20 protein-coding genes and 1 riboswitch are annotated in these 25,565 nt (G+C 35.6%); of the genes, 3 read left to right on the top strand and 17 right to left on the bottom strand.

The window, feature by feature from the left end; translation table 11 throughout:
• Positions 1 to 57: 57 nt before the first annotated feature.
• The 9 genes from DFR56_RS09960 to DFR56_RS09925 form a co-directional block, all read right to left on the bottom strand.
• Entirely contained in the window at positions 58 to 1,749 is a 1,692-nt protein-coding gene (locus tag DFR56_RS09960; RefSeq protein WP_110395289.1) for a cbb3-type cytochrome c oxidase subunit I, read from the bottom strand.
• Between the two features lie 18 nt (positions 1,750 to 1,767).
• Complete coding sequence (locus DFR56_RS09955; protein WP_110395288.1) at positions 1,768 to 2,235, bottom strand: cytochrome c oxidase subunit II; 468 nt, start codon at positions 2,233 to 2,235, stop codon at positions 1,768 to 1,770.
• Positions 2,236 to 2,248: 13 nt separating this feature from the next.
• On the bottom strand, positions 2,249 to 2,395 hold the full coding sequence (locus DFR56_RS22940; RefSeq protein WP_158525597.1) for a hypothetical protein: 147 nt from the start codon (positions 2,393 to 2,395) through the stop codon (positions 2,249 to 2,251).
• A gap of 268 nt (positions 2,396 to 2,663) precedes the next feature.
• The gene (gene addA, locus DFR56_RS09950; protein ID WP_110395287.1) at positions 2,664 to 6,383 is read right to left on the bottom strand and encodes a helicase-exonuclease AddAB subunit AddA; all 3,720 of its coding nucleotides are present in this window, start codon (positions 6,381 to 6,383) and stop codon (positions 2,664 to 2,666) included.
• A gap of 15 nt (positions 6,384 to 6,398) precedes the next feature.
• Positions 6,399 to 9,896, bottom strand: a complete 3,498-nt coding sequence (addB, locus tag DFR56_RS09945) for a helicase-exonuclease AddAB subunit AddB (RefSeq protein ID WP_110395286.1) — start codon at positions 9,894 to 9,896, stop codon at positions 6,399 to 6,401.
• A gap of 16 nt (positions 9,897 to 9,912) precedes the next feature.
• The gene (locus DFR56_RS09940) at positions 9,913 to 10,548 is read right to left on the bottom strand and encodes a TVP38/TMEM64 family protein (protein WP_244916473.1); all 636 of its coding nucleotides are present in this window, start codon (positions 10,546 to 10,548) and stop codon (positions 9,913 to 9,915) included.
• Between the two features lie 201 nt (positions 10,549 to 10,749).
• Positions 10,750 to 11,274 (bottom strand): competence protein ComK, encoded by a 525-nt coding sequence (locus tag DFR56_RS09935; RefSeq protein WP_242694645.1) that lies wholly within the window; start codon positions 11,272 to 11,274, stop codon positions 10,750 to 10,752.
• 260 nt (positions 11,275 to 11,534) lie between these two features.
• A complete protein-coding gene (gene lplA / locus DFR56_RS09930; protein ID WP_110395284.1) occupies positions 11,535 to 12,530 on the bottom strand; it encodes a lipoate--protein ligase in 996 nt (331 codons plus the stop codon).
• A gap of 69 nt (positions 12,531 to 12,599) precedes the next feature.
• Positions 12,600 to 13,334 (bottom strand): MBL fold metallo-hydrolase, encoded by a 735-nt coding sequence (locus DFR56_RS09925; RefSeq protein ID WP_110395283.1) that lies wholly within the window; start codon positions 13,332 to 13,334, stop codon positions 12,600 to 12,602.
• 171 nt (positions 13,335 to 13,505) lie between these two features.
• Here DFR56_RS09925 and yhfH point away from each other — a divergent pair, with 171 nt between their 5' ends.
• Positions 13,506 to 13,634 carry a protein YhfH gene (gene yhfH, locus DFR56_RS09920; protein WP_207519595.1) on the top strand — a complete coding sequence of 43 codons (129 nt, stop codon included), beginning with the start codon at positions 13,506 to 13,508 and terminating at the stop codon, positions 13,632 to 13,634.
• A gap of 123 nt (positions 13,635 to 13,757) precedes the next feature.
• Entirely contained in the window at positions 13,758 to 14,198 is a 441-nt protein-coding gene (locus DFR56_RS09915) for a purine/pyrimidine permease (RefSeq protein ID WP_244916472.1), read from the top strand.
• A 366-nt stretch (positions 14,199 to 14,564) separates the two neighbouring features.
• Here DFR56_RS09915 and hemY read toward each other — a convergent pair whose 3' ends face one another.
• The 4 genes from hemY to DFR56_RS09895 all read right to left on the bottom strand — a co-directional run bounded on the left by hemY (position 14,565) and on the right by DFR56_RS09895 (position 21,372).
• Complete coding sequence (gene hemY, locus DFR56_RS09910) at positions 14,565 to 15,983, bottom strand: protoporphyrinogen oxidase (RefSeq protein WP_110395281.1); 1,419 nt, start codon at positions 15,981 to 15,983, stop codon at positions 14,565 to 14,567.
• Between the two features lie 45 nt (positions 15,984 to 16,028).
• On the bottom strand, positions 16,029 to 16,958 hold the full coding sequence (gene hemH / locus DFR56_RS09905; protein WP_110395280.1) for a ferrochelatase: 930 nt from the start codon (positions 16,956 to 16,958) through the stop codon (positions 16,029 to 16,031).
• Between the two features lie 40 nt (positions 16,959 to 16,998).
• Complete coding sequence (hemE, locus tag DFR56_RS09900) at positions 16,999 to 18,033, bottom strand: uroporphyrinogen decarboxylase (protein ID WP_110395279.1); 1,035 nt, start codon at positions 18,031 to 18,033, stop codon at positions 16,999 to 17,001.
• Between the two features lie 900 nt (positions 18,034 to 18,933).
• Complete coding sequence (locus tag DFR56_RS09895; protein WP_110395278.1) at positions 18,934 to 21,372, bottom strand: transglycosylase domain-containing protein; 2,439 nt, start codon at positions 21,370 to 21,372, stop codon at positions 18,934 to 18,936.
• Between the two features lie 161 nt (positions 21,373 to 21,533).
• On the opposite strand from DFR56_RS09895, the gene DFR56_RS09890 reads away from it, so the two are divergent.
• Positions 21,534 to 22,034 (top strand): antibiotic biosynthesis monooxygenase family protein, encoded by a 501-nt coding sequence (locus tag DFR56_RS09890; RefSeq protein WP_110395277.1) that lies wholly within the window; start codon positions 21,534 to 21,536, stop codon positions 22,032 to 22,034.
• 120 nt (positions 22,035 to 22,154) lie between these two features.
• On the opposite strand, the gene DFR56_RS09885 is transcribed toward DFR56_RS09890, so the two are convergent.
• From DFR56_RS09885 to DFR56_RS09870, 4 genes are all read right to left on the bottom strand, one after another.
• Complete coding sequence (locus DFR56_RS09885; RefSeq protein ID WP_110395276.1) at positions 22,155 to 22,634, bottom strand: thioredoxin family protein; 480 nt, start codon at positions 22,632 to 22,634, stop codon at positions 22,155 to 22,157.
• A gap of 84 nt (positions 22,635 to 22,718) precedes the next feature.
• A complete protein-coding gene (locus tag DFR56_RS09880) occupies positions 22,719 to 23,141 on the bottom strand; it encodes a disulfide oxidoreductase (protein ID WP_110395275.1) in 423 nt (140 codons plus the stop codon).
• Positions 23,142 to 23,323: 182 nt separating this feature from the next.
• Positions 23,324 to 24,208: a 4-hydroxy-tetrahydrodipicolinate synthase gene (gene dapA, locus DFR56_RS09875; protein ID WP_110395274.1), complete on the bottom strand. Its 885-nt coding sequence runs from the start codon at positions 24,206 to 24,208 to the stop codon at positions 23,324 to 23,326.
• A 119-nt stretch (positions 24,209 to 24,327) separates the two neighbouring features.
• Positions 24,328 to 24,507: riboswitch (Lysine riboswitch) on the bottom strand.
• Positions 24,508 to 24,685: 178 nt separating this feature from the next.
• A complete protein-coding gene (locus tag DFR56_RS09870) occupies positions 24,686 to 25,405 on the bottom strand; it encodes a DUF1028 domain-containing protein (RefSeq protein WP_110395273.1) in 720 nt (239 codons plus the stop codon).
• Between the last annotated feature and the right edge of the window lie 160 nt (positions 25,406 to 25,565).

Raw genomic sequence — 25,565 nt, 5'->3', positions numbered from 1 at the left:
TCTAAACTTCGCCTTGGGGCTAAAGTGTAGAAACATATTCCTTTAAGAAATCTAGTTTTACCATGTTTTAAATGGTGGAGATCCTGGAGGTGCATTCATGATTAAGTCTACAATTGGAATGACATATCCCATGGAAATAACGGCTATCATTAGCACAACCCAGAGACTCCATCTTTCTGTCCATTTAGGGGTTGGTGAAGCATCCTCTTCCTCTTCCGCAATCGGGAATTCTGTTTCTCCTTTAGGTGCTTTTAACATTAAGTGGAATACAATGTAAACAACCATAACGACAGAGATAATAAGTAATGTTCCACCAACTGCAAGTAACATTAGATAAGGATTCCAACTTGCTGCTGTTGCACTGTCAAAATAAGTAGAGAATGCTGTTCTTCTTGGTGCTCCAAATAATCCGACAGTATGCATCGCACCCGACATAAAGAACATCCCAACCATCCAGATGATAATTTGCCAAATGGCTAATTTGTTTATCTTTGGTGTCATCACACGTTTAGATAAATGTGGGACAAGCCAGTAAGCAATGCCAAAGAATGATAATGCAACAGATACTCCAACTGTTAAGTGAAAATGTCCTGTAATAAATAATGTGTTATGAACAACTTGGTTTAACTGAAAGTTTGTTTGTGCAATTCCACCTGCCCCAGCAGGGATAAATGTTGCCATTGCTAGGAATAGTGCTAAGAAACGAGCATCTTTCCAAGGTAATTTTTTAAACCAGCCAAGTAATCCTTTTGCCCCTTTTCTTCTACCTGCACGTTCCATCATCGCAAACATGGCAAAAGCAGTCATTAAGGATGGAAATCCAATGGATAAACTCATGAATACGTGCATGTATTTTAATCCTTCTGTAAAACCAGGATCAATAATTTGATGGTGGAATCCACCTGGTACGTTTAAAATAACAATTAACACTGCTACAACACGTGCTAATGTATCACTAAATTGTCGTCCGCCAATGATTTTCGGAAATGCGACATACCATGCTGATACTGCGGTAAAGTACCATACGTTAACAAGTGTGTGTCCAAAACTCCAAAATAACGTACGACTCAATAACACATTAACGGTATCTGTCCAACCGAATGCCCAAGGAATTAATGTTAATACTTCATATGTTACTCCCAATGTTGCAGTAAATAATAAAACAAATATACCTGTTCCGAAAAATGCAAGTAATGGAAGATGCTGTCCTCGGTGATTTTTACGCCAGTTTGCTACATTTATAAATGCTCCAAATGCAGCTGTCCAAATGCCTAGTACGACTAACACTAATCCGATATAAAACCAAGGTGATGCTGCCATTGGTGGATAGAAGGTGTAAAGAACAGATGCCTCACCAATAATTACTTGTGATGCTGCTAATGCTGTACCAATTACCATTAACGTAAAAGCAATCCAACCCATTTTTCTTACTTTTGGAATTAAACCACCTAGCGTATGAGAAAGACCTGCATAGACATAACCAACTAGAAATGTTCCTGTAAAAACAAGGATGAGTAAAATTCCATGTGTCGTTAATGTTTGATAATAATCGAACCATGCGGGCATTGTTAAAAGTCCTGCTCGTTCCAATCCTTGTAATAATCCTAAAAACCCACCAACAAGTAAAGCAATAAATGAAACAGTAAAATAGGACAATGTTAATTTTGCATCTTTTGGATTCGTGCCTAAGTATTTTTCAATTCTTTTACTCTTTTTTTCAGTAAACGTCTGATGTAAAGCTGTTTCCATTTTCTTTTCCTCCCTTCCTTATTTCACCGTAATCGTTGTACTCATTAATTGGTGACCAACACCACAATATTCGTTACATAAAACCAAATATTCTCCAGGTTCATTAAATGTTTGTGATATCGTTTGAATATGTCCTGGTAAGATCATTGCATTGACGTTTGTATCAACGATTTGCATGCCATGAACGACATCTTTAGAAGTCATAATAAAGGTAACTGTCGAACCAACAGGTACTTCTATATCTCCAGGGTTAAAATTAAATGCTTCAAGTGTCATGACAACGTCGTATTCATTTTCACCATTCTCGAACACGCCAGGATTATCAAATGGTGCTGTTTGATCAACCTTCTGTGGATCAATTGTTTCCTTATGACTTGGTGGCCCCATACCTAAAGCAAAAGTTTGGTACCCTGTAACAACCATTGAACCGATAATGATAATGACTGCAAAGATAAGCCAAATTTCTTCAAAACGATGCATTTTCATTATTCTCCCCTCCTCAAATCCTAGTCATATAAAAATAGAAAAGTACGATTATGAAAAAAAGTATTCCGCCTCCGACAAAAATGATTGTAGAAAACAGTGTTCCTTTTAACGAGTCTTGGTTTTCAACTTGCACATCTTGTTTTTTAACGTCTGTTGCCATGAATAACCCCTCCTTAAGTTGCTTTATATTTGATTCACTTATAGTATAGAGGGTCATCAACCTGTTTAGAGTGAGGTAAATCACACTTGAGCATTTTCTTTAAAAACATTATTTTTTAATAGTCACTTTTTCAATTTGTTTTTGAGATAATTAGAAACCTTGATATATCAGCATTTATAGCCAAGGAGACAATAAAAAAAGATGCATTCACCTTGTATAAGTGAGTGCACCCCAATGGATAATCATTCTCAGTTGTGTCAAATTTACGTCATTCACATTTAATTAATAAATCTCTGGAGAAAAAGTATAAATAACTTTCAGACACTTTTTGTTGCAAAATATCTTCTAATGCTTGTTTATATAGGTTTATCTGAATTTTATACCGAGCTTTTAATTTAGTGATTAATTCATCTGTAATCATTTCATCCGTTATTTTATCTGTTTTATAATCGAGAATAATTGCTCCTTTGTCCGTATAAATAATACAATCAATCACTCCTTGAAGAAGCACTTTTTCATTTGTTTCACTCGACCAATTTGGATAAACTTCACTTGCCTCTAACGTATAGGTAAACGGTACTTCTCGTTCCACATTTTCACTCCTAAACATACGTTTTGCAAGATCAGTTGAATAAAAATGTTCAATTGCGTCCAAATCAATGACTTCTGCTTCTTTTTCTGTTATTTTTTCCTCCCCGACGAATATGGAAACATACTCTTTAATGTCCTCTTTTGAAAGCGGTCGTGAAATGGGTAAATGTTGCATTACTGTATGCATGGCAGTTCCGATTTCAGCAGCAGTAAGTGTTTTTTCCACTTGCATAAAAGAAGGTCTCTGCCTTAAAGGAGCCCGAAACGGCAATGTAAGTTGTTGATCACTATAAACATCTGCTAACTCTTGCCTTCTTTTTATTTCCGTTACACTCTGTTTCGCACGTGCTTCAGTCGCTTCTTGAAACGTGTATTGAAAAGATAATCTCTCTTCCACTTCTTTTTCAAATACTGGGTTTGCATGGAGAGCATTTTCCCAATGAATAATGGTATTTTTCAGCTTTTCTTTCGTCTCTTCCACTTGTGCATTGATATTTGTAAGTTTTGTAGCTGAAACAATATCTAACTTCCACTGTGATGGATCTTTCCGAATTTCATCAGGCATATCTACCGCAAGTTCTTCTTCCCCCAATAATAATGATGATTGATGATGTCTGATTAACGCGGGACCAACCCAATCTAAATACGTTTTCGCTTCTTTACGCAGCTGTTTTGGTAAAATCCAGTCTAGATGATCCGTTATTTGTAGCCATTTTTCCTGCTTTTTCTCAAAGGATGCCACATTACCAATCATCACTAACTTTTCTTTTGCTCGTGTCATGGCAACATATAAAACACGCATTTCTTCTGCTAATAATTTTCGTAAAGATTCTTGTTGTAAAGATACGTAATATAAAGTTGGATACGTAATTCGCTTGACTGGATCGATAAATTTCGTCGCAAACCCTTGATCTTTATCCAAAATATATTTCGCACGAATATCGCTAAAATTAAATTCTTTATTCATTCCGCCAATAATGACGACTGGAAACTCAAGTCCTTTACTTTTATGAATAGTCATAATCCGAACGACATCTTCTTGTTCACTTAATGCTCGAGCTTCCCCTAAATCTTTATTTTGTTCCTGCATTCGCTCGATGAAACGTAAAAATCGGAATAATCCACGAAATGATGTGGATTCATAGCCACGTGCTCGATCATATAAAGCACGTAAATTAGCTTGTCTTTGTCTACCACCTGGAATACCTCCGACAAAATCATAATAGCCAGTATCCCGATAAATCTGCCAAATAAGCTCCGATAATGCTCCTTCTTTCGCAAGCTGTCTGAATTTCTTATGTTGATCAAGAAAATGTTGAACTAAAATACTTCCATCTTGATTGTCTTTTGCATATCGTTTTAATGCCACGTAGAAAGATTCATATCTTTTCGTTAATCTTATTTGTGTCAATTGCTCTTCATTCAAGCCAACGATTGGCGAACGTAATACAGAGGCAAGTGGAATATCTTGATAAGGATTATCAATAATTTTTAACATATTAATCATTACTTGGATTTCAATAGCGACAAAATAGCCTGTTCGTAGTTCGGCATACACCGGAATTCCTTGTTTTTTTAATTCATCAACAATTGTCGGTGCTCCAGTTAAAGACCGTTGCAAAATAACAATATCACGGTACTGGATATTGCGTTTTTTATTCGTCGCTTTATCGATTACCTGCATAGGAGCTTTATCTTTTGTCCCGATCCATTCTTTTATTTTTTCCGCGTAAAGTCTTACTTCAAGTTGAGTTGCTTCAAGATCCTCGACACTTTCTCCCTCTGTCTGTTCCTCTTTCTCTTCTGTATCCCGGTCAATAATCAATAGCTCTGTTTCTGGATTTTCTATTGGCACATTATCATAAGATGTATTACCGTATATTAATTCCGCAGCCGTATCGTACTCAATTTCTCCAAGTGACTCATCAAAAATTTGTTTGAAAATATAATTAGCTCCCGTTAAAATTTCTTCTCGACTGCGGAAATTCCTGGCTAAATCAATTCGTTTTCCGTGTGATTCATCTTCTCTAAATCGTTTATATTTTTCAATAAAGAGGGTCGGTTCTGCATGACGGAAACGATAAATACTCTGTTTTACGTCCCCAACCATAAACATGTTTCCTCGTTTTGTATCATCACTTACAACAGATAAAATCGTTTCTTGCACAATATTAATATCTTGATATTCATCGACGAGCACTTCTTTAAATTGATTTTTGTAATAATAGGCAATATCGGATGGAATAATTTGCTCTAATGTTGAAGTTGGTTCAATTAAAATAGCTAAACAAAAATGTTCCAAGTCTAAAAAGTCAACGATAGCTTTCTCTCTTTTAACTGCCGAAAAACGTTCCTTAAATTCAATGACAAGTTCTGTCACTCGTTTTATAGCAGGAAATAAGAGGCGCATATCCTCTAGATGGGCAGCAATATTTCGGCTAAACCAATTCTTTTTCATTTTATTCCACTGTTCACGAAAACGACTTCGTATTTTTTGCACTTTTTCTTTTTTATCTTCATTACATTCGACACGTTTTCTTGATAAACTTTTTAGTTTACTTGAAACGATCGACTGTTGTAAATCTTCCCATAAATGGGCATGTTCTATTGCATGGTCTATTACATTCATATCCGCTTCCAGTGCATCCAAATAATGATAAGGCCCATCACTTTCTCTTGCAATGTCCATTGCCCGCAATATTTCGCTCCGAAAAGAATAAAGCTGATCTTTCACTTCTTCTTTTAAGATCGTTAACCAAGAAAGTTCGTCTTCGGAACAATTTTCTTCTATATGATAACTTTCTGCCACCCCATTTAACCATTGTTCAGGCCAAGGGTGTTGCATGGCAAATGTATATAAGGTTAATACAAGCTTTTCCACTTCCACATCACTGCGATCACTGGAAAACATATCAACGACGGTAAAAAAGCGGTCTAATTCTTCCTCTTCAGCACCGTATGCATCTTCAAACATTTCATCGATTACTTCTTGCTTTATTAAATCGATTTCCATTTCATCCGCAATCCGAAATGAAGGATCTATATCTAATAAATAAGCATACTGTCTAACTACTGTCGTACAAAAGGAATGCAAAGTTGAAATAGATGCTCGTTGTAACAAGGAGAGTTGCTTTTTTAAATGATAAGATGTTGGGTCTTTTGCGATTGCATCTTCTAAAGCAACTCCGATTCGGTTTCTCATTTCTTCTGCCGCCGCATTTGTAAATGTAGCTACAAGAATTTCATCAATATTTAATGGATCTTCTACATCCATTAATTTTTGAATAATTCGTTCCACTAATACAGCTGTTTTTCCTGATCCAGCCGCTGCTGCCACAAGAATATTAGACCCTTTTCGTTCAATTGCCTCTCGTTGTTCCTTCGTCCAAGTTACCACTTCATGTCTCCTCCTCTATAACAGCAAATTTCCCGATTCTTTTGTTTGCTTTTTGAGACTTTCAAGGATCTCTTCTTCTTTCATCTGTTTTAATCGACGATAATTATTTTCCTTTAAAATCGGATCAAATTGACAGATGGATTTAAATGAACAAAAGGTACAAGCATTTCCTTCTTTATTTTCATACGGATTTAATTCTATTTCTCCCGACGTTATTTGAATTCCTGCCCGTCTCATTAAATGATACATATGCTCTTGTAATAGTTTAAACGTATCATCATTAGCTACTTTAGAACCCGCATAAAAACTACCATCTTTCTTAAAACCTATTGGTACGATGTTGCTTCGACCCGATTCTAGTGATGTATCCATTAGCTTGGCTATTTCTTGATTAGATGTTACTAATCCACTCATTTTATATCGTTTAAAAATTTCTTCAACTATTTGTTCATCACTTAACCGTTCCGATTCTGATAACATAGCATGGTGAACATGGAAATAAAGTATTCCAGCTGGGGTCGCTTCCATACCGAGCCATTGCTTCGACTGAGATAAAACGACATCCAAATAGGTGAGCATTTGTAGCGCTAGACCATAATAAACATCTACTAAATCGAGTCCTCTTGAACTAGATTTATAGTCAATAATCCGTAAATATAAATTGTCATGATGGACAGACTTATCCACTCGGTCTATCCGCCCTCTTAATAAAAGTTCATAACCATTTGGAAGTGCAATCGTCACAGGATCTAACCCTTTTTCAAACCCAAAACCCAGTTCAATCCCGACAGGGGAAAATCCACTAGCTCTCGCTTGTTCACTTAATATATATGTTGCTTGAGCAATCACATCTTGGAGTTTTCGTTGAATATATTGATAACGATTCGAACTCGATAATATGTGATGTTGTAGTGCTGGTGCTAAGTGTGAGATAGATTTTTTAGCATATTGATTTGAGTCTACTTCCGTTAATCTAGCAAAATCTTTTCCTTCTTGCTGAATCCATTCTGTAATTGTTTTTAATGCTTCATGAAAAAGTTGTCCGATATCTGGAGCATCTAATTTATACATACGTCGTTCTTCCAGTTGTAAACTATATTGAACATAGTGTTGATACGAACAACGATGTAACATTTCAAGACGGGATACGCTCGTTTTTACTTGTTTTGGATACAGCTTTTCAACCGTATGTGCTGTTAAAGGTGTCGGTTTATTTTCATAGAACAGGCTTTGCAACACTTTATAAGTTGTATCATGTTTTTCCTCGTTTTTCATATACCAATCTAGCACATTCCACCAAATATCTTCTACTCTATATCCACGTACATAACGGGATAATTGGACCGTAAGTGCAGATCTTGTTTTTTCTTTTGTCGTAATAAAGCGAGTAGCTTCTTGCAATTCATCTGGATCCGTTAATAAAATTGGTTCTTTCAAGACAGGGAAAAGTTCCTTCAGCCGATTAATCATCGGAGAAGCAGTCTTCATTTTTCCTTCGTTATCACTTAGCACATAACTAACCCATAAATAATCTGTTGCAGACGTAAATGCCAAATACATGTAAAAAGTGTCATCTAATAAAATTCTCCGATTACTTTCTGCGAGTTGCATTCCAAACTGCTTCAAAAATTCCCGCTCTCGTTCATTAATCATACCATCTACAGCTGGCTTCATCGGCCATGATCCTTCATTAACACCGAGTAAAAAGGCACACTTTTTATTAGCAATTCGAGAATGATCAATCGAACCGACGATAACATGATCCATACTTGGTGGTACGTGTGCAAATTGTAGTGCTTCCAGACCTGCTTCGAACGTTTTTTGAAACATTGGGAAAGACAATGTTTCATCTCCGATCATTTCTACCATTTCATCTAAAAGTTGCATCAGAGCCTTCCATACTTGTTCTTCTTCCCGTGCTTTTTCCACTTTTCCCAGATCGTCATAGTTCGCGCGACTCTGTTCAAGTTGCCTTGGTATATGTAACCGTTCTAACAATGAATATAGTATTTCACAGCGTTGTCTAATCGTCCTTTTCCCTCTTATTTGTTTATCAAAAACGTTAAGTGCTTGTACCACTTGATCTCGATAAGCATTGATTCTTTCTTCTTTTTCAAGTTCTTTATCTGTTTGTGCTGCTTCTGAAAATCCAGCAAAACGTTTATAGATCCATTTTTCGGTTTGCAGCCATTGCTTTTTCTGACGAATTCCATATTCTAAACAGTAGTTTTCTAGTTCGTCAATTGCATCAAGATGTAAAGGAAACGTTCGATCAGTCGGCTTAATAAAGCCTGTCTTTAAAAGTCGAAAGACCGCATCATACCGCCAGTTTGATTCAACGACATCAAATAAGGAGCGGATACATTCAATTAAAGGATGGTTGAGCATCGTTCGTTTTTCATCAATAAAAACAGGAATATTATAATCTGCAAACATCGTCTGAATTAAATCATTATATTCCTCTGTTTCTCTGACAAAAATAACAATGTCTCTGTACCGATAAGTTTCTTCCCTAACGAGTCGCAAAATCTCTTGGATAACTCCTTCTAATTCTGCTCGTGGATGAACTGCTTCAGCAAGTTGAATAGGATTTCGTTGCTCCGTTTGTAAGGCTGGTGTTGGTCGCTCATCAAAATATTTCTCCAAATGGAAAAAATAAGGACTTTCCTTAAAATGTCCAGCTTCAGAATGAAGGATAACTGGTTCTTCCAGCAAAACATCATGTTCTTTCGCTAATTGTTGTAAAGTGAAATACGTTTCAGTCGTCTGATAAAATAAATCTAGTTCAGACGGTTCTTTCTCAAGTGCTAATTCATCAGTCGTCAATGTCACTGTCACTTGTTTGCTCACCTTTAAAAGCTCTGTCACTATTTCTAATTCTTTCGGTGTAAATCGGTGAAATCCATCGATATAAATATCAGCATCTTGTAAAAGCTCCGTGTCAGCAATTTTCTCTGTTAAAAATTGTAACTGGTCTTCCCCATCAATATATTTATGTTGTAATAATGAAGCTAACTTGGCATATATGTAATGTAAATCTGCTAATTTTTTCGTTAACGGAATATTCTGTTCCGTGTAATTGATTTGTTCCGCTAATACATCTGGTGTAATACAATGTCGTTTAAATTCAGTAATCATGCCTTCAAGCTCTTGAACAAAGCCTTGTTTATCAACAGCTTTTTGAAACATTTCAAACGGTTCTGTACGCTCTTCGATAATTTTTCGTAACATCATTTGAAGTCCAGTTGAACTAATAAATTGTTTCGTACTTCCACCAGTTTCTTGTAATACTCGCCATGCAAGTCGTGAAAAGCTAACGACTTGAGCACGGATACTCCCTTTGACTTGATCATCACGAAATAGGGCATATTCTTGTTGGAAGGTCATTTGCTCCGGAACAATGTAAAGAATCGTACGACCATGCGGGTTAGAACGTAATTTTTCCTTCATTTCTTGTAATATTACATTCCCTTTCCCTGTTCCAGATCTTCCAATGATCATTCGTAATGACATCGTTACCCCTCCAATTTTAAGTATCTGTTCCATTGTGTCGGTTTTCAGAGCGCTTTATTAATTTCTTTTCTAACAATTTACCAAGTCCCCAAAAAATAATAATACAAATCGTAATAATAATTGTTTTTACTGGGTTTTTGGCAAACTCAAAAATACTTGAACCAATATAAGCAATGGAAAAAATCATGACGGATTTTCCTAATAATACGGCTAAAATAAATTGTTGTTTACTAACATTTGAAAGACCAGCAACGACATTAATAATCGATGACGGTGAAAAGGGAAAGCATAATAATAAAAATAACGGACCAAACCCATGACGCTCTACCCATGAAGTAACATGGATAACTTGCCGATTTTTTTTAATTTTCATCAATAACTTTTTATTACCAAATTTTCGAATGATAAAAAACACAGCTATCGAGCCTAAAGAGGAGCCGAGCCATGAGTATAAAAATCCTTTCAATAAACCATATGCCGCACTATTTGCCATCACAAAAGCAAATAACGGCAAAAAGGGCAAAAATGCCTCAATGAAAGGTAATAAAATTCCTGGAATTGGACCGAGTTTTTCATATTTATCTAATATTTCTATGACATAATCAAAAAATTCACTAGCCTCTTCTACTACTGTTATTGTTGAATTTAACACGTGAGTTTCTCCCAAAAGTTCAATTTAGAAAAGATGTTTGAAAAAGTAGATCAAGGGACGATAATTAATTAGCTATCGTTATAATAAAAAAGCAATCCCTAATTTTTCATTTTACAGATTTATTTACTATTATAAACTAAAAACAATTCATTATGATTGATCATCTTTTCTCATCGTCGATTTTTCCATGTATCCATGTATTTAATTATATTCTTTATTCATTTCTTGTTCTAATAAAGCAGTCTTAATTAAGTTCATCCTGTTCTCTAATGAATAACGAAATTGTGCGGTCCGTTGTACTTGATTTAAGATGGAACCATACGAAACATCCACACTTATCCGAGCGCCATTTTTAAAAATTAATTCAGTTTTGTCATTTCTTATGGGTTTTACAAAATCGACGTGAGAGTGGGAAATCCAAGAACAATTTTTATTCATGGGCGAGGCCGTTGGAAAGAAGTACATTCCGCTTGAAGGGTCAATTGCTACAGGTGCCTTATGAGTAATGTTGCTTATGTCTTTTGTTCCTTCGAGCCTTCCTTTCAGGCTACTTCCAAAAAACTTACATGCATGATCAATTACTTTAGTTGGGGTTAAATGGACAATATAATCTCGTGTTTCTTCAAGAACGAAAGTTTTCGTCGCTCCTTTGTCATTTTTTTTACACAAGACCGCCATTGTAAGAGGTGTAATTTCATAACTAATTTTAATAAATTCATTATACAATAATCTCTCATCCTTTCAATTATCAAACGAGAAATTAGGGATTATGGACTACGCTAACATAAAAAATAGGGAAAAGAAACTAATTTGCATTAATTATCAAAAAATAATTAACAATCAATCTATTAAAACGACATTTTTACTTTTCCACCCTATCATTCATTTTACACTCAATAAAATGGAAAGAGGCATTTCATTTGGTTACAAAGTCCCCAAATGCGTCGTTCCCTGACGCTTTGATCTGCCTCTTCGGTATGCTACCATTAATAAATTAAATGAACAAACTCTTCTTTCGTAATTTTCCCGAGATAATAAGGGATATCGATTCCTTCTAATGCAGCTTCAACTGCGGCACGCTCGTGTCTAACACCAATTAACTTATTTTCAATATCTTCCACTTCACCAATTCCAAAAAAATCACCATAAATTTTACAATTTTGAATCATTCCTTTTTTCACATCCAATCGTACATCCAACAGTCCAGATGGAAATTTATGTGATGCTTTTTTGTTGAAAGCAGGTGATTTTCCAAAATTCCAATCCCAACGTTGGTAACGATTACGGGAAATTTCATACACTTTTTCCCAGTCTTCCTCTGTCAACTCATATTGAGGGACATCTTTTACATCTTCCACATGAAAGATAGAACATAAAAGAATATTTTTAAATTGCTCCATCTTCATTTCTTCGGTTAAATATTCCGTTATATTTGCTACCCTGCTCCGAATTGATTTAATCCCTTTCGATTCAATTTTTTCCTTTTTTACATTTAACGCAGCAACAACATGTTCAATTTCAGAATCAAACATTAATGTTCCATGGCTAAACATTCTTCCTTTTGTAGAAAATTGGGCATTTCCCGAAAACTTTCGACCTTCAATTAGCAAATCATTTCGACCAATTAATTCAGCAGGAACACCGATTTCATTCAATGCTTTAACGATTGGTTCCGTAAATTTTGCGAAATTATGAAAGCTGTTTCCATCATCTTTTGTAATGAAACTAAAATTTAAATTACCTTCATCATGATAAACAGCGCCACCACCTGATAATCTTCGAACAACCTTTATATGATTAGCATCAACGTAGTCTGTATTTATTTCCTCTATTGAATTTTGATTTTTTCCGACGATAATCGATGGTGCATTAATATAAAACAATAAATAAGTATCTTCTTCCCCGAAATTTTTAAGAATATATTCTTCTAAAGCTAAATTGATATATGGATCCGTAATTCCTTTATTATCGATAAATTTCATCTATTTCAGCCCCTTCAATATTAGTTTAATTGTTTTTTTACCTTTTGCAACTTAGAAATCTGACAAAAATCATTGCTCCCCCCAAGTTAATCCTTCAGATGCAAGCGTAACTTTTCCTGTGAATTCTTTCCTTGCTTCCTCTACTAGTTGTTTATGGTCTCCATAATGGGGTAAATGAGTTAAAATTAATTCTTTAACAGCTGCTTGTTCTGCAATAATACCAACTTCTTTACTCGTCATATGCCCCGCCTTTGTACCATCTTGATTGGCATAAAAATTACAATCCGCCAATAAGAAATCAGCATGTTGACTAAATTTGATCCATTCCTCTTGGTATGCCGAATCAGCTGTATAAACAATAGTACTAGCTCCATCGGTAATTCGCATACCGTAACATGGTACAGAATGATTCGTTTTCAAAAAGCGAATAAAAAATGGACCAATTTTAAGTGTATGATTCGGTTCATATTGCCTTGCTTCTGTATAATCATGATTTAATTGATCAAACTGTTCTTCATCTTCTTTATGTCCATAGATTGGCAACGTTTTTTTGACACCTGTTAGATAAGACTGTACTAAATAGGCATGTTGTAGTACACCTACATCAGCAATATGGTCTGCATGATAATGTGATAGTAGTACAGCGTCGATATCTGTTACATTGTTATATTTTTGAAACTTAGCTAATCCACCACTCCCAACATCGAGGACTAGCATAAAGTCGTCCTTTTCCACTATATACATCGAAGACGCCTCATCCTTGGCGGGATAACCGCCCCAATATCCAATCACTGTTAGTTTCATTTTTTGGACTCCTTACATATAATGTTGTAACACAGTTTTCACATTTTAAAAAATAAATATTGATTTTGTTGTAAAACAGGGTTGATTTAAATTTATTGTTATAGTACAATACATGTAACAGTTCAAAAGGTATTAATTACTTACATCTATTCCTAACAAGGAGGAGTTATTGTGGTGAACGTTATTGAGTTTTTTAGAAACTTACCTAAGAAGAAATGTAAGCAATGTGGTAGCGAAATGGTTGAACAGGCCGATTGTTATGGCAATATTTGTGATGATTGTAATCATCCTGCTCGTTAACAGTTGACGTGTCAATCCATTTTTTACAATATTTAAAGTCTATTCTATAATAAGACTTCCTTTCCGGATGAAGCAACTAATTAAATTTAGTTGCTTATTTTTTTTGCTCAAAATTTCTATTAGATGCTAGTTGGAAAAGCGAATGGAGGGTTAATTCTAAATAATGCTGAGGAAGAAATCGGGGAAGTTTTTGAATTGGAACAAGCGGTTACTGTTACACTTTTACAATTATCTTTTGCTATAACCGGGATTATTTGCATTGTGCAAGCACCTTCTGGACATAAAAGAGCAATTATGGAAGGACATTCAGGTCTTTGGTGGGGAGTTATCTTAACGCTCGTTATCACTTCATCAGCACAGGGGATTTCTTTGGAAGAGCTGGGTGGAAGTTTAGCCATTGGCATATTTATTTCAGCTATCCTCACTATTTTAATCGGAATCACAGGTTTAAGCTCACATCTTGCAAAATTATTTACTCCAGGTGTGAATGGGTGTCTTCATGTTGTTATTTGGGATTCAATTAATTCAAATTTTCTTAAAAGGGATGCTAGGATTACCTTTTAATAATCCAGAGAAAAATGATCATATTCATTTTATCGTATTTTTATTTACAACAATTATTGCCACGCTTGTCATCGTCCTTACTATCGTAACGCGGCATTTCCTGTGAAAAGTGCGGAAAATCCTAAGGAAAGTGCGCAAATTCTTAAGTGAAGTACGGAAACTTTTGAAAAACTGCGTAATTTCCAAAGAATGTGCGCAATGGTCGTGATGTAGCAATTATGGAGATAAGTGATGAACTTATTTGCTATTGCGAATGCCTTATTTGAACTTTTGCGGTAAGAGACTTTTATACTTCTTATCTATAAGAAGACAAATGCGTTTTGGCCACATTGGAGGAAAACTCCTTGTGGCTAAAACGCATTTTATTTAGTCGTTTGCTTCTTCGTCGCTTTTATCTGAAATAAATTGCACTAAATCTGATACAGCTTTTTCACCTTGTTCAATACAATCTGGAACTCCAACACCTTCATAAGAGGCACCAGTAAGGAAAACTCCTGGTAACTGTTCTGCCATATAGCTTCTCCATGTTTTTATTCGTTCCTTATGTCCAACTGTATATTGAGGCATCTGATTTTTAAAACGAGTAACAATGTTAAACAATGGTTCTCCTGTTATTTTCATCGTTTTATTTAAATCTTTTAATACAACTTGAACGAGTTCCTCATCTGTTAAATGAACTGCTTCTGGATCGTTGGGGCCCCCAACATAACTTCGTAACAATACCTTCCCATTTGGAGTGGTATGTGGCCATTTTCGATGTGTCCAAGTACAAGCAGTAATGCGGTAATTACTATTTCTCGATACAACAAAACCTGTTCCATCTAATTCTTTCTTAACAGCCTTTTGATCATAAGCTAAAGCGACATTTGCAACAGATGTATTCGGAATTTCATCAACTGTTTTAAACATATCATGCTGACTAAATATTTTTCGTAATGTTTGATGTGGTGTTGCAACGATGATAGCATCTGCCCTATAAACAGTACCATCACTTAATAATACATGATACACATTTTCTTTTTTCTCTATATGATCAACAGCAGTAGATAACGAAATAACGTCCTTACCAATCTGTTTTTCTAATTCAACAACTAATGATTCGAAGCCACCACGAAGTGCATAAAAAATACCTGGTTGCTTTTCCTTCGTTTTCGGTCGTTTCGGCATTGTTTTTTGTAATCCTTTAATTAAGCTTCCGTACTTTTGTTCCAAATGATAAAAATTCGGAAATGTCGCCATTAAACTCATTTCATCCATATCACCTGAATAAATACCTGAGAGCAATGGTTCAATTAAATTCTCCACTAATTCATCACCAAAACGTCGCCTAAAAAATAAACCTAATGATTGATCGTCTTGTGCTTTTCCTTTTGGTACAACATAATCTAAACTAGCTCTCACTTTTCCTTTTACGCCAAATAATCCTGAAAATAAAAAGGGGCGGGCCTCAATAGGTATCCCCATAAATGATCCAGGTGGAATTTTATGCAGTTTTTTCCCTACTAAAATATGAGCTTGTCCAGACGCATTTCGAACAAGTTGATCCTGTAATCCTAGCTTGTCAATTAGGGTAACAGCAGGTGTTTTTCGGGATAAGAATGAGTCAGGTCCCCGCTCAATGGTAAACCCATCTTGATGAACTGTTGCGATTTTTCCACCGAGTCTGTTAGTTGCTTCGACTAATTTTACGTTGTATGGTAGTTTCTTATCTTTTATTTTTTGTTGCAAATAAAAGGCGGAAGTTAACCCTGTAATTCCGCCTCCAATAATTAGTATGTTTTTCACTGTACATCACTCTTTTTCTGTGAAATGTGCACAAAATCTTTCTTCTTATCCGTTCAATTGATCCAGCACAACATCTGCAAGTGTTTTAATAAAAAGTGAATCCGTATTTGGCATTTCCGGTCGATAATAGCTAGCACCAATTTCATCACAAACAACTTTACATTCATAATCATTATCATATAACACTTCTAAATGATCGGAAACGAAGCCAACTGGAGCATAAATAAATGCTTTATATCCTTCTTCTTGATATAAATCTCTTGTTAGATCTTGTACATCAGGACCGAGCCAAGGTTCAGGCGTATTCCCTTCACTTTGCCAGCCAATTGCATAATTAGGAACAGTTACTTTTTCTGCAATTAGTTTTGCCGTTTCAGCTAACTGTTCTGGGTACGGGTCTCCCCCTGCCAAGATTTTCTCTGGTAAACTGTGGGCAGAAACGATTAATACAGAACTCGCTTGTTCATCCTTCGGTATATGTTGATACGTTTCTTCAATTTTATCAGCCCAATACTTGATAAATCCGGGTTTATCATACCAATCGACAACTGAATGGATCTCAATACCGTATTTCTCAGCTTCTTCTTTTGCTCTTCCATTATATGACTTCACACTAAATGTAGAATAATGTGGTGCCAGAACAATCGAGGCAATTTTTTTATACCCATCATTGGCAATTTGTTCGATCGCGTCTTCAATAAAAGGTTCGATATGCTTTAAGCCGATATACATCTTAAATTCATATGTATCTTGGGTATCGTTCAATTTTTTTTCTAAATTTTCCGCTTGATTTTCCGTTATTTTCGCAAGAGGGGAAATACCACCGATAGCTTGATATCGCTCAGTTAAATCTTGTAATGCCTCCTCGGACGGTTTTCTTCCGTGTCTTATATGTGTATAATATCGTTCTATATCTTCTTCTTTATAAGGAGTTCCATAAGCCATAACCAGTAGTGCTACTTTTTCTTTACTCATTTATATCACCCTACCTAACAAGTTTAAATATGTGCCCTTTTTACCGTTTAGAATATGTACGAACTAAATGTGCTAATTTTCCCAGTGTGTCTTGTGTAATATCAGGTGTTACACCATGCCCTAAATTAAAGACGTGTCGTCCATCTGCCATTCCTTCGTCAAGAATTAATTTTGTACGTGACTCGATCGTTTCCCAATCAGCAAGTAAAATGGCTGGATCTAAATTTCCTTGTAACACTTTCGTTACCCCAATTTCTCGTGCTTCTAAAATGTTTGTGCGCCAATCAAGTCCTATCACATCTACTGGTAGGTCATTCCACTCAAGCAATAAATGTTTCGCACCAATTCCGAAAATGATCAGTGGGACATTATCTTTTCTTAACTCCGTAAAGATATGTTCCATTGTCGGCTTAATATATGTACGATAATCGGCTACATTTAATGCCCCTACCCAAGAATCAAAAATTTGAATTGCTCGAACACCTGCTTTGATTTGTGCCCTTACATAGACGATAATCATTTCCGCTAGCTTATTCATTAATGTATACCATGTTTTCGGTTCACTATACATAAGTGCCTTTGTTTTTGCGTAATTCTTTGATGGTCCACCTTCAATCATATAGCTTGCTAATGTGAAGGGTGCACCACTAAATCCTATTAGTGGCACACTTAATTGTTCTTCTGTTAAAAGTTTAATTGTGTCTAACACATAATCTATATCTTCTTCAGGATTTAACTCACCAAGTGCCTCTACATCTTGGACAGTCCTAATCGGGTTATCGATCACCGGTCCAATTCCAGACTTTATTTCAACATCAACCCCCATTGCAGGAAGTGGAGTCATAATATCTTTGTATAAAATAGCTGCATCGATCCCATATTGCTCTACAGGGAGCCTTGTTACATAAGCACATAATTCTGGTTGATGCGTAATTTCGAATAAAGAATATTTCTTTTTAATTTCACGGTATTCTTTTTGCGATCTTCCCGCTTGACGCATAAACCATGCAGGTGTATGACTTGTTTTCTCGCCATTATATGCGCGTAAAATTGTATCATTGAATTTCTTTGTCATTATTTAATCATCCTTTTCTTTTTCCATCCAATGTTAGAAAACTTGGTTATCGCCAAGTCTTTAATAGCGATAACTAAAGTTACACTTATGCGAGTCAAAAAAGTTTTATACTCTTATCTGCTAAATGATACACATTTCACTTAGCATACCATTTTATCTATTCCTCATTAACTATATCGATAATCTTACAAACTGTATAGCGACTAGTGTTTATTGTCATAAACTTGTCTAAAGTTTTGTTACATAATTGACACAGATTATTAAAAAATTAGCATTAAACTGCGACGCACATCTTAACTCATCGCTAAGGATATACTCTTCGCTTCGCGGGCGGCTGATGGGCCTCATCACTTGCTTTACGCGTTGCAAGGTTAACGCGTGTCATTCTATTCATCATTACTCTTATCGTCTTTTTACATTCTAAAAGTCCTAACATTAACATCGATATAGAAAGAGGTATAAAAAATAATAAACATACTTTTTATCTATTTTATTAGCATTTATTAAAAGAAGGATAAATATTGTTCGTATTGTGAGATAAAAACCAACGTGTTAATTGTATTTTCAGGCTGTTCATTCATCCTTTTTAAATTTAAACTTGGTATATTTATAGTTGAATCAATTTCATCATTCAAATAGGTTAGGATTAATCCGAACAATATAAAATGTATTGAAACCGTTGCTTTCCACGGGCATGGCTTGAGCCTCCTCGCTCGCTATTGCTCGCTGTGGGGTCTCAAGACTCATGCTATTGCCGTAGGAGTCGTCGCCTTTCGCTACAAGCAACTTTGTTTAGCGCGTTTTCCTTTCGAACAATAGGCATAAAGTAAGCGTGATTGTTCGGATAAATCGCCCATTATTCTATTTATGAAAATGTCTCAGTTGTTAGTAATAAGACATTCAAAATGTAATTTTTACAACATTCGATGGTTGCCCTTCTGTTTGAGCTAACGGATCATATGGTACGACATAATAAGAATTGGTATCAAAAAGTGAAAATTTATCAATAACAAACTCATTTTCACCATTCACCTCACCAATTTGTTCATCTTTATCGCCATTTTCTTCATACACCCGGTAAATAATCCGTTTATCTTTCGTTCCAGTCCATTCTAACTTACCTTTCACTATTTTTAAACCACCAAACACATAAGAACTAGAAAGATCCGTAATGTTTGGAAGTTCAATCGGTTCCGCAAGTGCTTGCACATTTTCGGGCTTTGTAAAAGTAGTAACAAGTGGTCGTTGCTTATCTAGCTCCGTTAAAATTTTCTTCGTTAACTCCGTCGGATACGAACTTCCTCCAGTTAGAAAATGGTCTTGTTGTGAAATATCGTCATACCCCATCCAAAGTGCTGTTACATACTCAGGTGTGAACCCAACAAACCAAGCGTCTTTTGTCTCACCTTTTACTTTCGGGTGTTGTGTTGTTCCAGTTTTTCCAGCAAGTTCATGTGGATAGTAACCTGATTGGCCAGTACCACTAGCAACTACATCTTTTAGCATTTCTGTCATATTCCATGCAACTTGATCTGAAAAAACTTCTGTTGTTTCAGGATTTGCAGAAGCTACCACTTCCCCTTTACGATTGTACACTTCAATAATTGTATGAGCATCAATCATTTTTCCACCATGTACAAACGTACGATAGCTTTGCACAAGTTGAAGCGGAGATAAGCCCTTCTTTAAATCTCCTAAAGCAATTCTAACATCTTTATCTTCAATATCTATTTTCATTTTCTTCAAATATGATTTCGCATAATCGACCCCTATTTCATTTAATAACCATACGGAAGAGGTGTTTTTTGAATACTTTATTGCATTGTAAAAAGTGACCGCACCATCATATTGATCATTGTAATTACGGACGGGTTTCCCATCCCATTCTTGAAGCTCGTCTGGTAATGTCGAGTAAGGGGTAAATAATTCTGTTTCCAATGCGGGAGCATATACTGCCAATGGCTTCATCGTTGACCCCGGCTGTCCAATAGGTTTTACGACACGGTTCAAATCTCCTGTCTGAAAATGTCGACCACCGATTGCGGCTACAATCTCGCCACTTTCTTGCTCCATCATCACAAAAGCTCCTTCGACATCTTCCTTGTTATTTCCCGGGAAATAGCCGTCTTGTTGGAATTGGTCGAAAGCAATCGTTTGTGCGGTTTCATCCAACGACGTAATCAGGCGATATCGTGAACGTTTCAAGTCATCTAATGTAATGCCATATAATTCTTCTGCTTCTTGTATTGCAATATCAACAAAGGCATGGTGAGCAGGATTGTATTTACGTTGCGAAATATTTAATTCGACATTTTTTGCTTGTGCTTCTTTTGCTTCATCAACCGAAATATAGTCCAATTCACTCATCGTAGTTAGTACAAGATTTCTTCGGTTTTGCGCTTTTTCAAGATGATCAATTGGAGAATACCCATTTGGCGCTTTTACCATTCCCGCAAGTAAAGCCCCTTCTTCCAATGTCAAATCTTCTACTGATTTGTAAAAATATTTATTTGCAGCAGCTTCAATTCCGTACTGTCCTTGCCCAAAATAAACGACATTTAAATACATTTCCAAAATTTCATCTTTTGTAAATTCTCTCTCTAAATAGAGAGCAATCATGACTTCTTTTATTTTCCTGAGCCAAGATTTATCATTCGTTAAAAATAAATTTTTAGCTAATTGCTGAGTAAGGGTACTTCCACCTTCCACTTTGCTTCTAGCAACAATATCCCGATAAATCGCTCGGACTACTGATCTAATATCCACTCCTGAATGAGAGTAAAATCGTTTATCCTCAATAGCGACAAATGCATCTTTCACATGATCTGGAACTTGGTCCAATTCCACTGGTAAACGATATTGATCATACAAATACCAAACAATATCGCCATCTTCTGTTTCGATCGTTGTTGGTGGAGAAATAATTAATTTTTCTTCATCTACAATTAATTTTCCACCGTAAAGAATGGTTGTATAAGCAATAAGTGCAAGAACGAATACAACACCAAAAGAAACAATCGTATGTTTGAATGTAAAAACAAAACCTTTTTTCTCCGTTTTTTTTGATCTTCTGCCTTCTTGTTTTATTTGCTTATTCTCTTCTTTACGTTCTTCTCTTTCTCTATGGCGATCAGAGCGATTTCTTTTTTGCTTTTGTTTAGTAGGACGCTCATATTTTATTGTAGCTTGAAGGTCTTCTTCCTTTTGACGCTTTATTCTACTTAGTAATTTATTCAATTGTATGCTACGCTTCTCTGATCGTTTTGGCCTATGTTCTGTTTTATTTTTATGACGATCGGAACGCGATTTCTTTTGTTTTTCCCTTTGATTTGAGTCCATATAATCACCTCAAGTGATTTGCTAATACTTTGCCACTATTTTTTATCTCTTCTATTATACGACATTTCCTGCAACAGGGGTAATCACTACTACTTCTTTTCAGATATATTGACTAATTCAAGCTTAAATGGTGTAAAATAAAGAGTAAGGAGGGGAAGTTGATGCGGGCTTTTATGACGACAGGCACGGCACATTTTCTAAAAAATGTAACTGATTCTCATCCAACTATTCATTTTTACTTTATGAAAAGTGGTGTTTCTACACTCGTCTATTATGAAAGTGAAAAAAAGAAAAGTATTTTTGTTTCTGGGCGTTCGTACGATATCCTAGCTAATTATGGGTTTATGAACAAAACAGGATTCGTAGTCATGGATAGTGTTCCAGTAATGGAAGATGGTATGGCTGTTTTCGAAGAGCGGTTCAACAAACAACTTTCAACTATTCAACATGCGAAGGGGATATTAGCAGCGAGATTATTAAAACAGGTAAAAGGTAATACGTATATTATTTTTACTCAATGGGAAACAGAAAGACATTACACAGATTGGCAAAAGTCAAGTGCATATGAACAACTTACCTTTTCAAAACTTGCAAGGCTCCCTGCATATTTCGCAGAACGACCTTTTACTTCTACTTACTATATGTTGAAAGAAGACGATTAATTTTACGAGCATATTGGCAATGCTCTACATGTATGTTCAACATTTAAAACATATGTGACTATATCGAACCATTCAAAAAAGCTGCTCTATTCTTCACAATAGAAAGCAGCTTTTTAACATCTATTTTGTTAACACATATTGTTCAAAAAATGCACGAAAATCTTCCTCAGGATGTTCGCCAGCAATTCTAGCAACTTCTTCGCCATCTTCATAATGGATAATGGTTGGGGTACCTTCCACATGATAATAATCCATTTTATCGAACTCTAATAAATTCATTTTCTTCATATCAACGCCAAGCTCTTCTGTTAACGGTACAACTACAGGTGTCGTTTTTTGACAATAAACACATGTTGGACTGAAATAATAAACAGTTATTGTTTCCCCATTATCTAACTTTGCATCCAAATCTTCGGGTACAATAATATTTTGATATAAAGGATCGTTCAGTTGATCGATTGTTTCTTGTTTTAAATCGTCTTTTCCATACGGATTATCGCTTTCCTCTAATGCTTGTTTATTTTTATAACTATTCACAACATATAATCCAGCAAATAATATAAGTAATACACCAACAATGAGCCACATTTTATTTTTCACTGTTTTTCCTCCCAGATAAATGCAATGTAATAACGCTATTTTCTACTTTAAAACAGATCATCCATTTTGACAATTTTTTATTACTTAAAATCTGCTACGTAAGATAAGAATATGTGAACAAAAAACGACAATAAATGCAACACCCGCTAAAAATGGAATTGTAATAAATCCAAAATAATTTACGTATTGTAAATTACATGGGATATTCGTACAAAATCCGCCTGCATCAGAAAGTGGGGGAAATTTTTGCAGTCCATAATGATAGGCTGAAAAAAGCATACCAATGCCACTCAATATTAATCCCGGGAGCGCAATTTCTACGTTTTTTTTCACTAAAGCTACACCATATATAATGACTAGTGGATACATGAGAATACGCTGTATCCAGCATAAGTCACACGGAAGATAGCCCATTATTTCAGAATAAAATAAACTACCAAATGTGGCGAGTAAGGTTTGCGTCCATATAATTAATAGCAACGTTTCCTGTTTTTTTGAAACATTCATATGAATCCCTCTCAAGATCATTTACTTTACTTTTGTATTATAGTAGAAAAAGGTCTGACCTCCAAAGAAAAAGTGTCGTCTAGGTTCTATGTCTACACAAAATAATAAAGAACCTCTACTTTTTCCAATGTTATTTTGCAGTAAATAAAAACACCTATTCGAAAATAGGTGTAGAAGTTTCATTAACTAGCTTTTGTTACTTGTAATTGAATTTGTTTTTTTAATTCGCGAATTTGCTCTTCATTCAATGGTACAAGCGGTAATCGTACACCACCAACATTAATGCCATTCATATTTAAGACAGCTTTTAACGGTGTTGGGCTTGGCGCTGAGAATAATGCCTTAAATGTAGGCAATAAATTGCGGTGAAGGGCTCCCGCCTCCTCCACATTACCACTCTTAAACGCATGAATCATGTTTTGCATCTCATTTCCAACAATATGAGCAGCAACAGATACAATTCCAACTCCACCAATTGCTAGTACTGGTAATGTCAAACCGTCATCCCCACTGTACAAGACAAATTCATTAGGAGTTCGACGAATGATTTCAGACATAGCATCTAAATCACCACTTGCTTCTTTCACACAAACGATATTTTCAATTTCTGATAATTGTACAATTGTATCAACTTCTATATTACACGATGTACGACCAGGAATATTATAAATCATTATTGGTAAATTAGTTGCTTCAGCAATCACCTTAAAATGTTGATATAATCCTTCTTGTGATGGTTTATTATAATATGGTGCAACGAGCATAATTCCATCTACACCACAATTCTCCGCTTCACGTGTTAATTCGATGGAAGCTCTCGTATTGTTAGATCCCGTACCTGCGATAACTGGGATTCTACCATTCACTTCTTGTACGACAAATTTGAATAATTCGATCTTCTCATCTGTTGATAGAGTCGGGCTTTCGCCTGTCGTTCCTGAGACAACAACTGCATCTGTACCATTTGCAATTAAATGTTCAATTAAGTTTTTTGTTGCTGGAAAATCAATTTCTCCTTGACGATCAAAAGGAGTTACCATTGCAGTTACTACTTGACCAAAATTCATTTTTCCACACCCTTTTATGATTTTAAAACATATAAGGCTATGCTTGAATACTGGACACGAAAAAAGCAACAACGACGGCACGCTGTTGCATAGAAAGTAATGTATATTTACGTTTCCGTGCGTAAGATAGCCCTCCATATAGTTTCCTATATGACAGTCCTGCACTTATTCAATACAGACCCAGCTAAGTAAGATCATGAGACTCTTACAGCTTCGGCAAATTCCCCTTTCAATAATTATCGACAGAGCTCATTCTCTTCCAATTATTTACTTATGGTTTTTGCGCCTCCATACTCACTTTAGAATAGTGAATTTAGAAAAAATGTAATTAAGTTACTTGTAATATAACAGATTTAGAGAAAGGATGCAAGGAAAGTACAATAATATTTATGCCAATTTTTAACGTCTTGTTTCATAACATCCACATTTTATCCTTCTCTAGCACTTTTTTCCCTCTGTTCCTATGATCATATCTGACTAATCGTCATCATGTTGTAAAATACCCATCTCAAGAAATGAGTCTAAATCAAACGAACCAGCTGGTTTTTCAAGTGTAGGCAGTAAGCGAACAAATGGGAATAATTCTTTTTGAGCAACTTTGTAAACACGTGTCAATTCGACTACTGGGTCATGGTGTTCATCTACTCTTAAATCAATAAACGGATACTCTTCTTTATCGACAATATATAAAGCTCCAGACTGTTTTCCTCTTTTATCGCCACCCGCATTTTGTCCGGCTTGTAGTGCTTGTAACAACCTATCTGCTAAAGGTAGTTCCGTTTCCTTTTCAAAACTTTGAGCCATCTCCTCAATGGTTGCTTCATTTACGAGCATATTTCCAGCAACTGCATAATTTTCACCTGTCAGATGACCTTTCCATGAATCACTTTTATCTCCGGTAAATGCAACTGCTTGGCCGTGCTTATCAACAATACTAAATTGCCGAATTTCCGGGACGGGGTCTTCTTCCAATAAACGGTCTAACACTTCCTGTGCTGATACATTTTCTTCTAAATATTTGAGCCCATTAATTCCAATATAAGGATTGACAAACGATTGTGATGCAATTGCACCAATACCAGCTTTTGCATAGGTTGTTAAACTTCCGACAGCGGGAATTTTCGTTGAAATAGCGATACCAAATTGCCCTGTTCTTGCACATCTAGCCGTAATGGAAAAAGTGTTGAATGTAAGCAATTTAATCAGCTCCCTCAAGTAGTTAAAAATAGACGATATAAATGTTCGTACTGTGACGAGAGATTCGTATTTTACAAGTTCAGGATAAATAAACAAGGATATGCTTCTACAATGAATTGTTTTATTTCGTTAGAAAGGTACGATTCAATTCATTTTGCCA

This window comes from Pseudogracilibacillus auburnensis (assembly GCF_003201975.1).
GTDB lineage: Bacteria > Bacillota > Bacilli > Bacillales > Amphibacillaceae > Pseudogracilibacillus > Pseudogracilibacillus auburnensis.
Note: the sequence above shows the minus strand (reverse complement) of the source record. Positions and strands in the feature narration are given on the sequence as shown.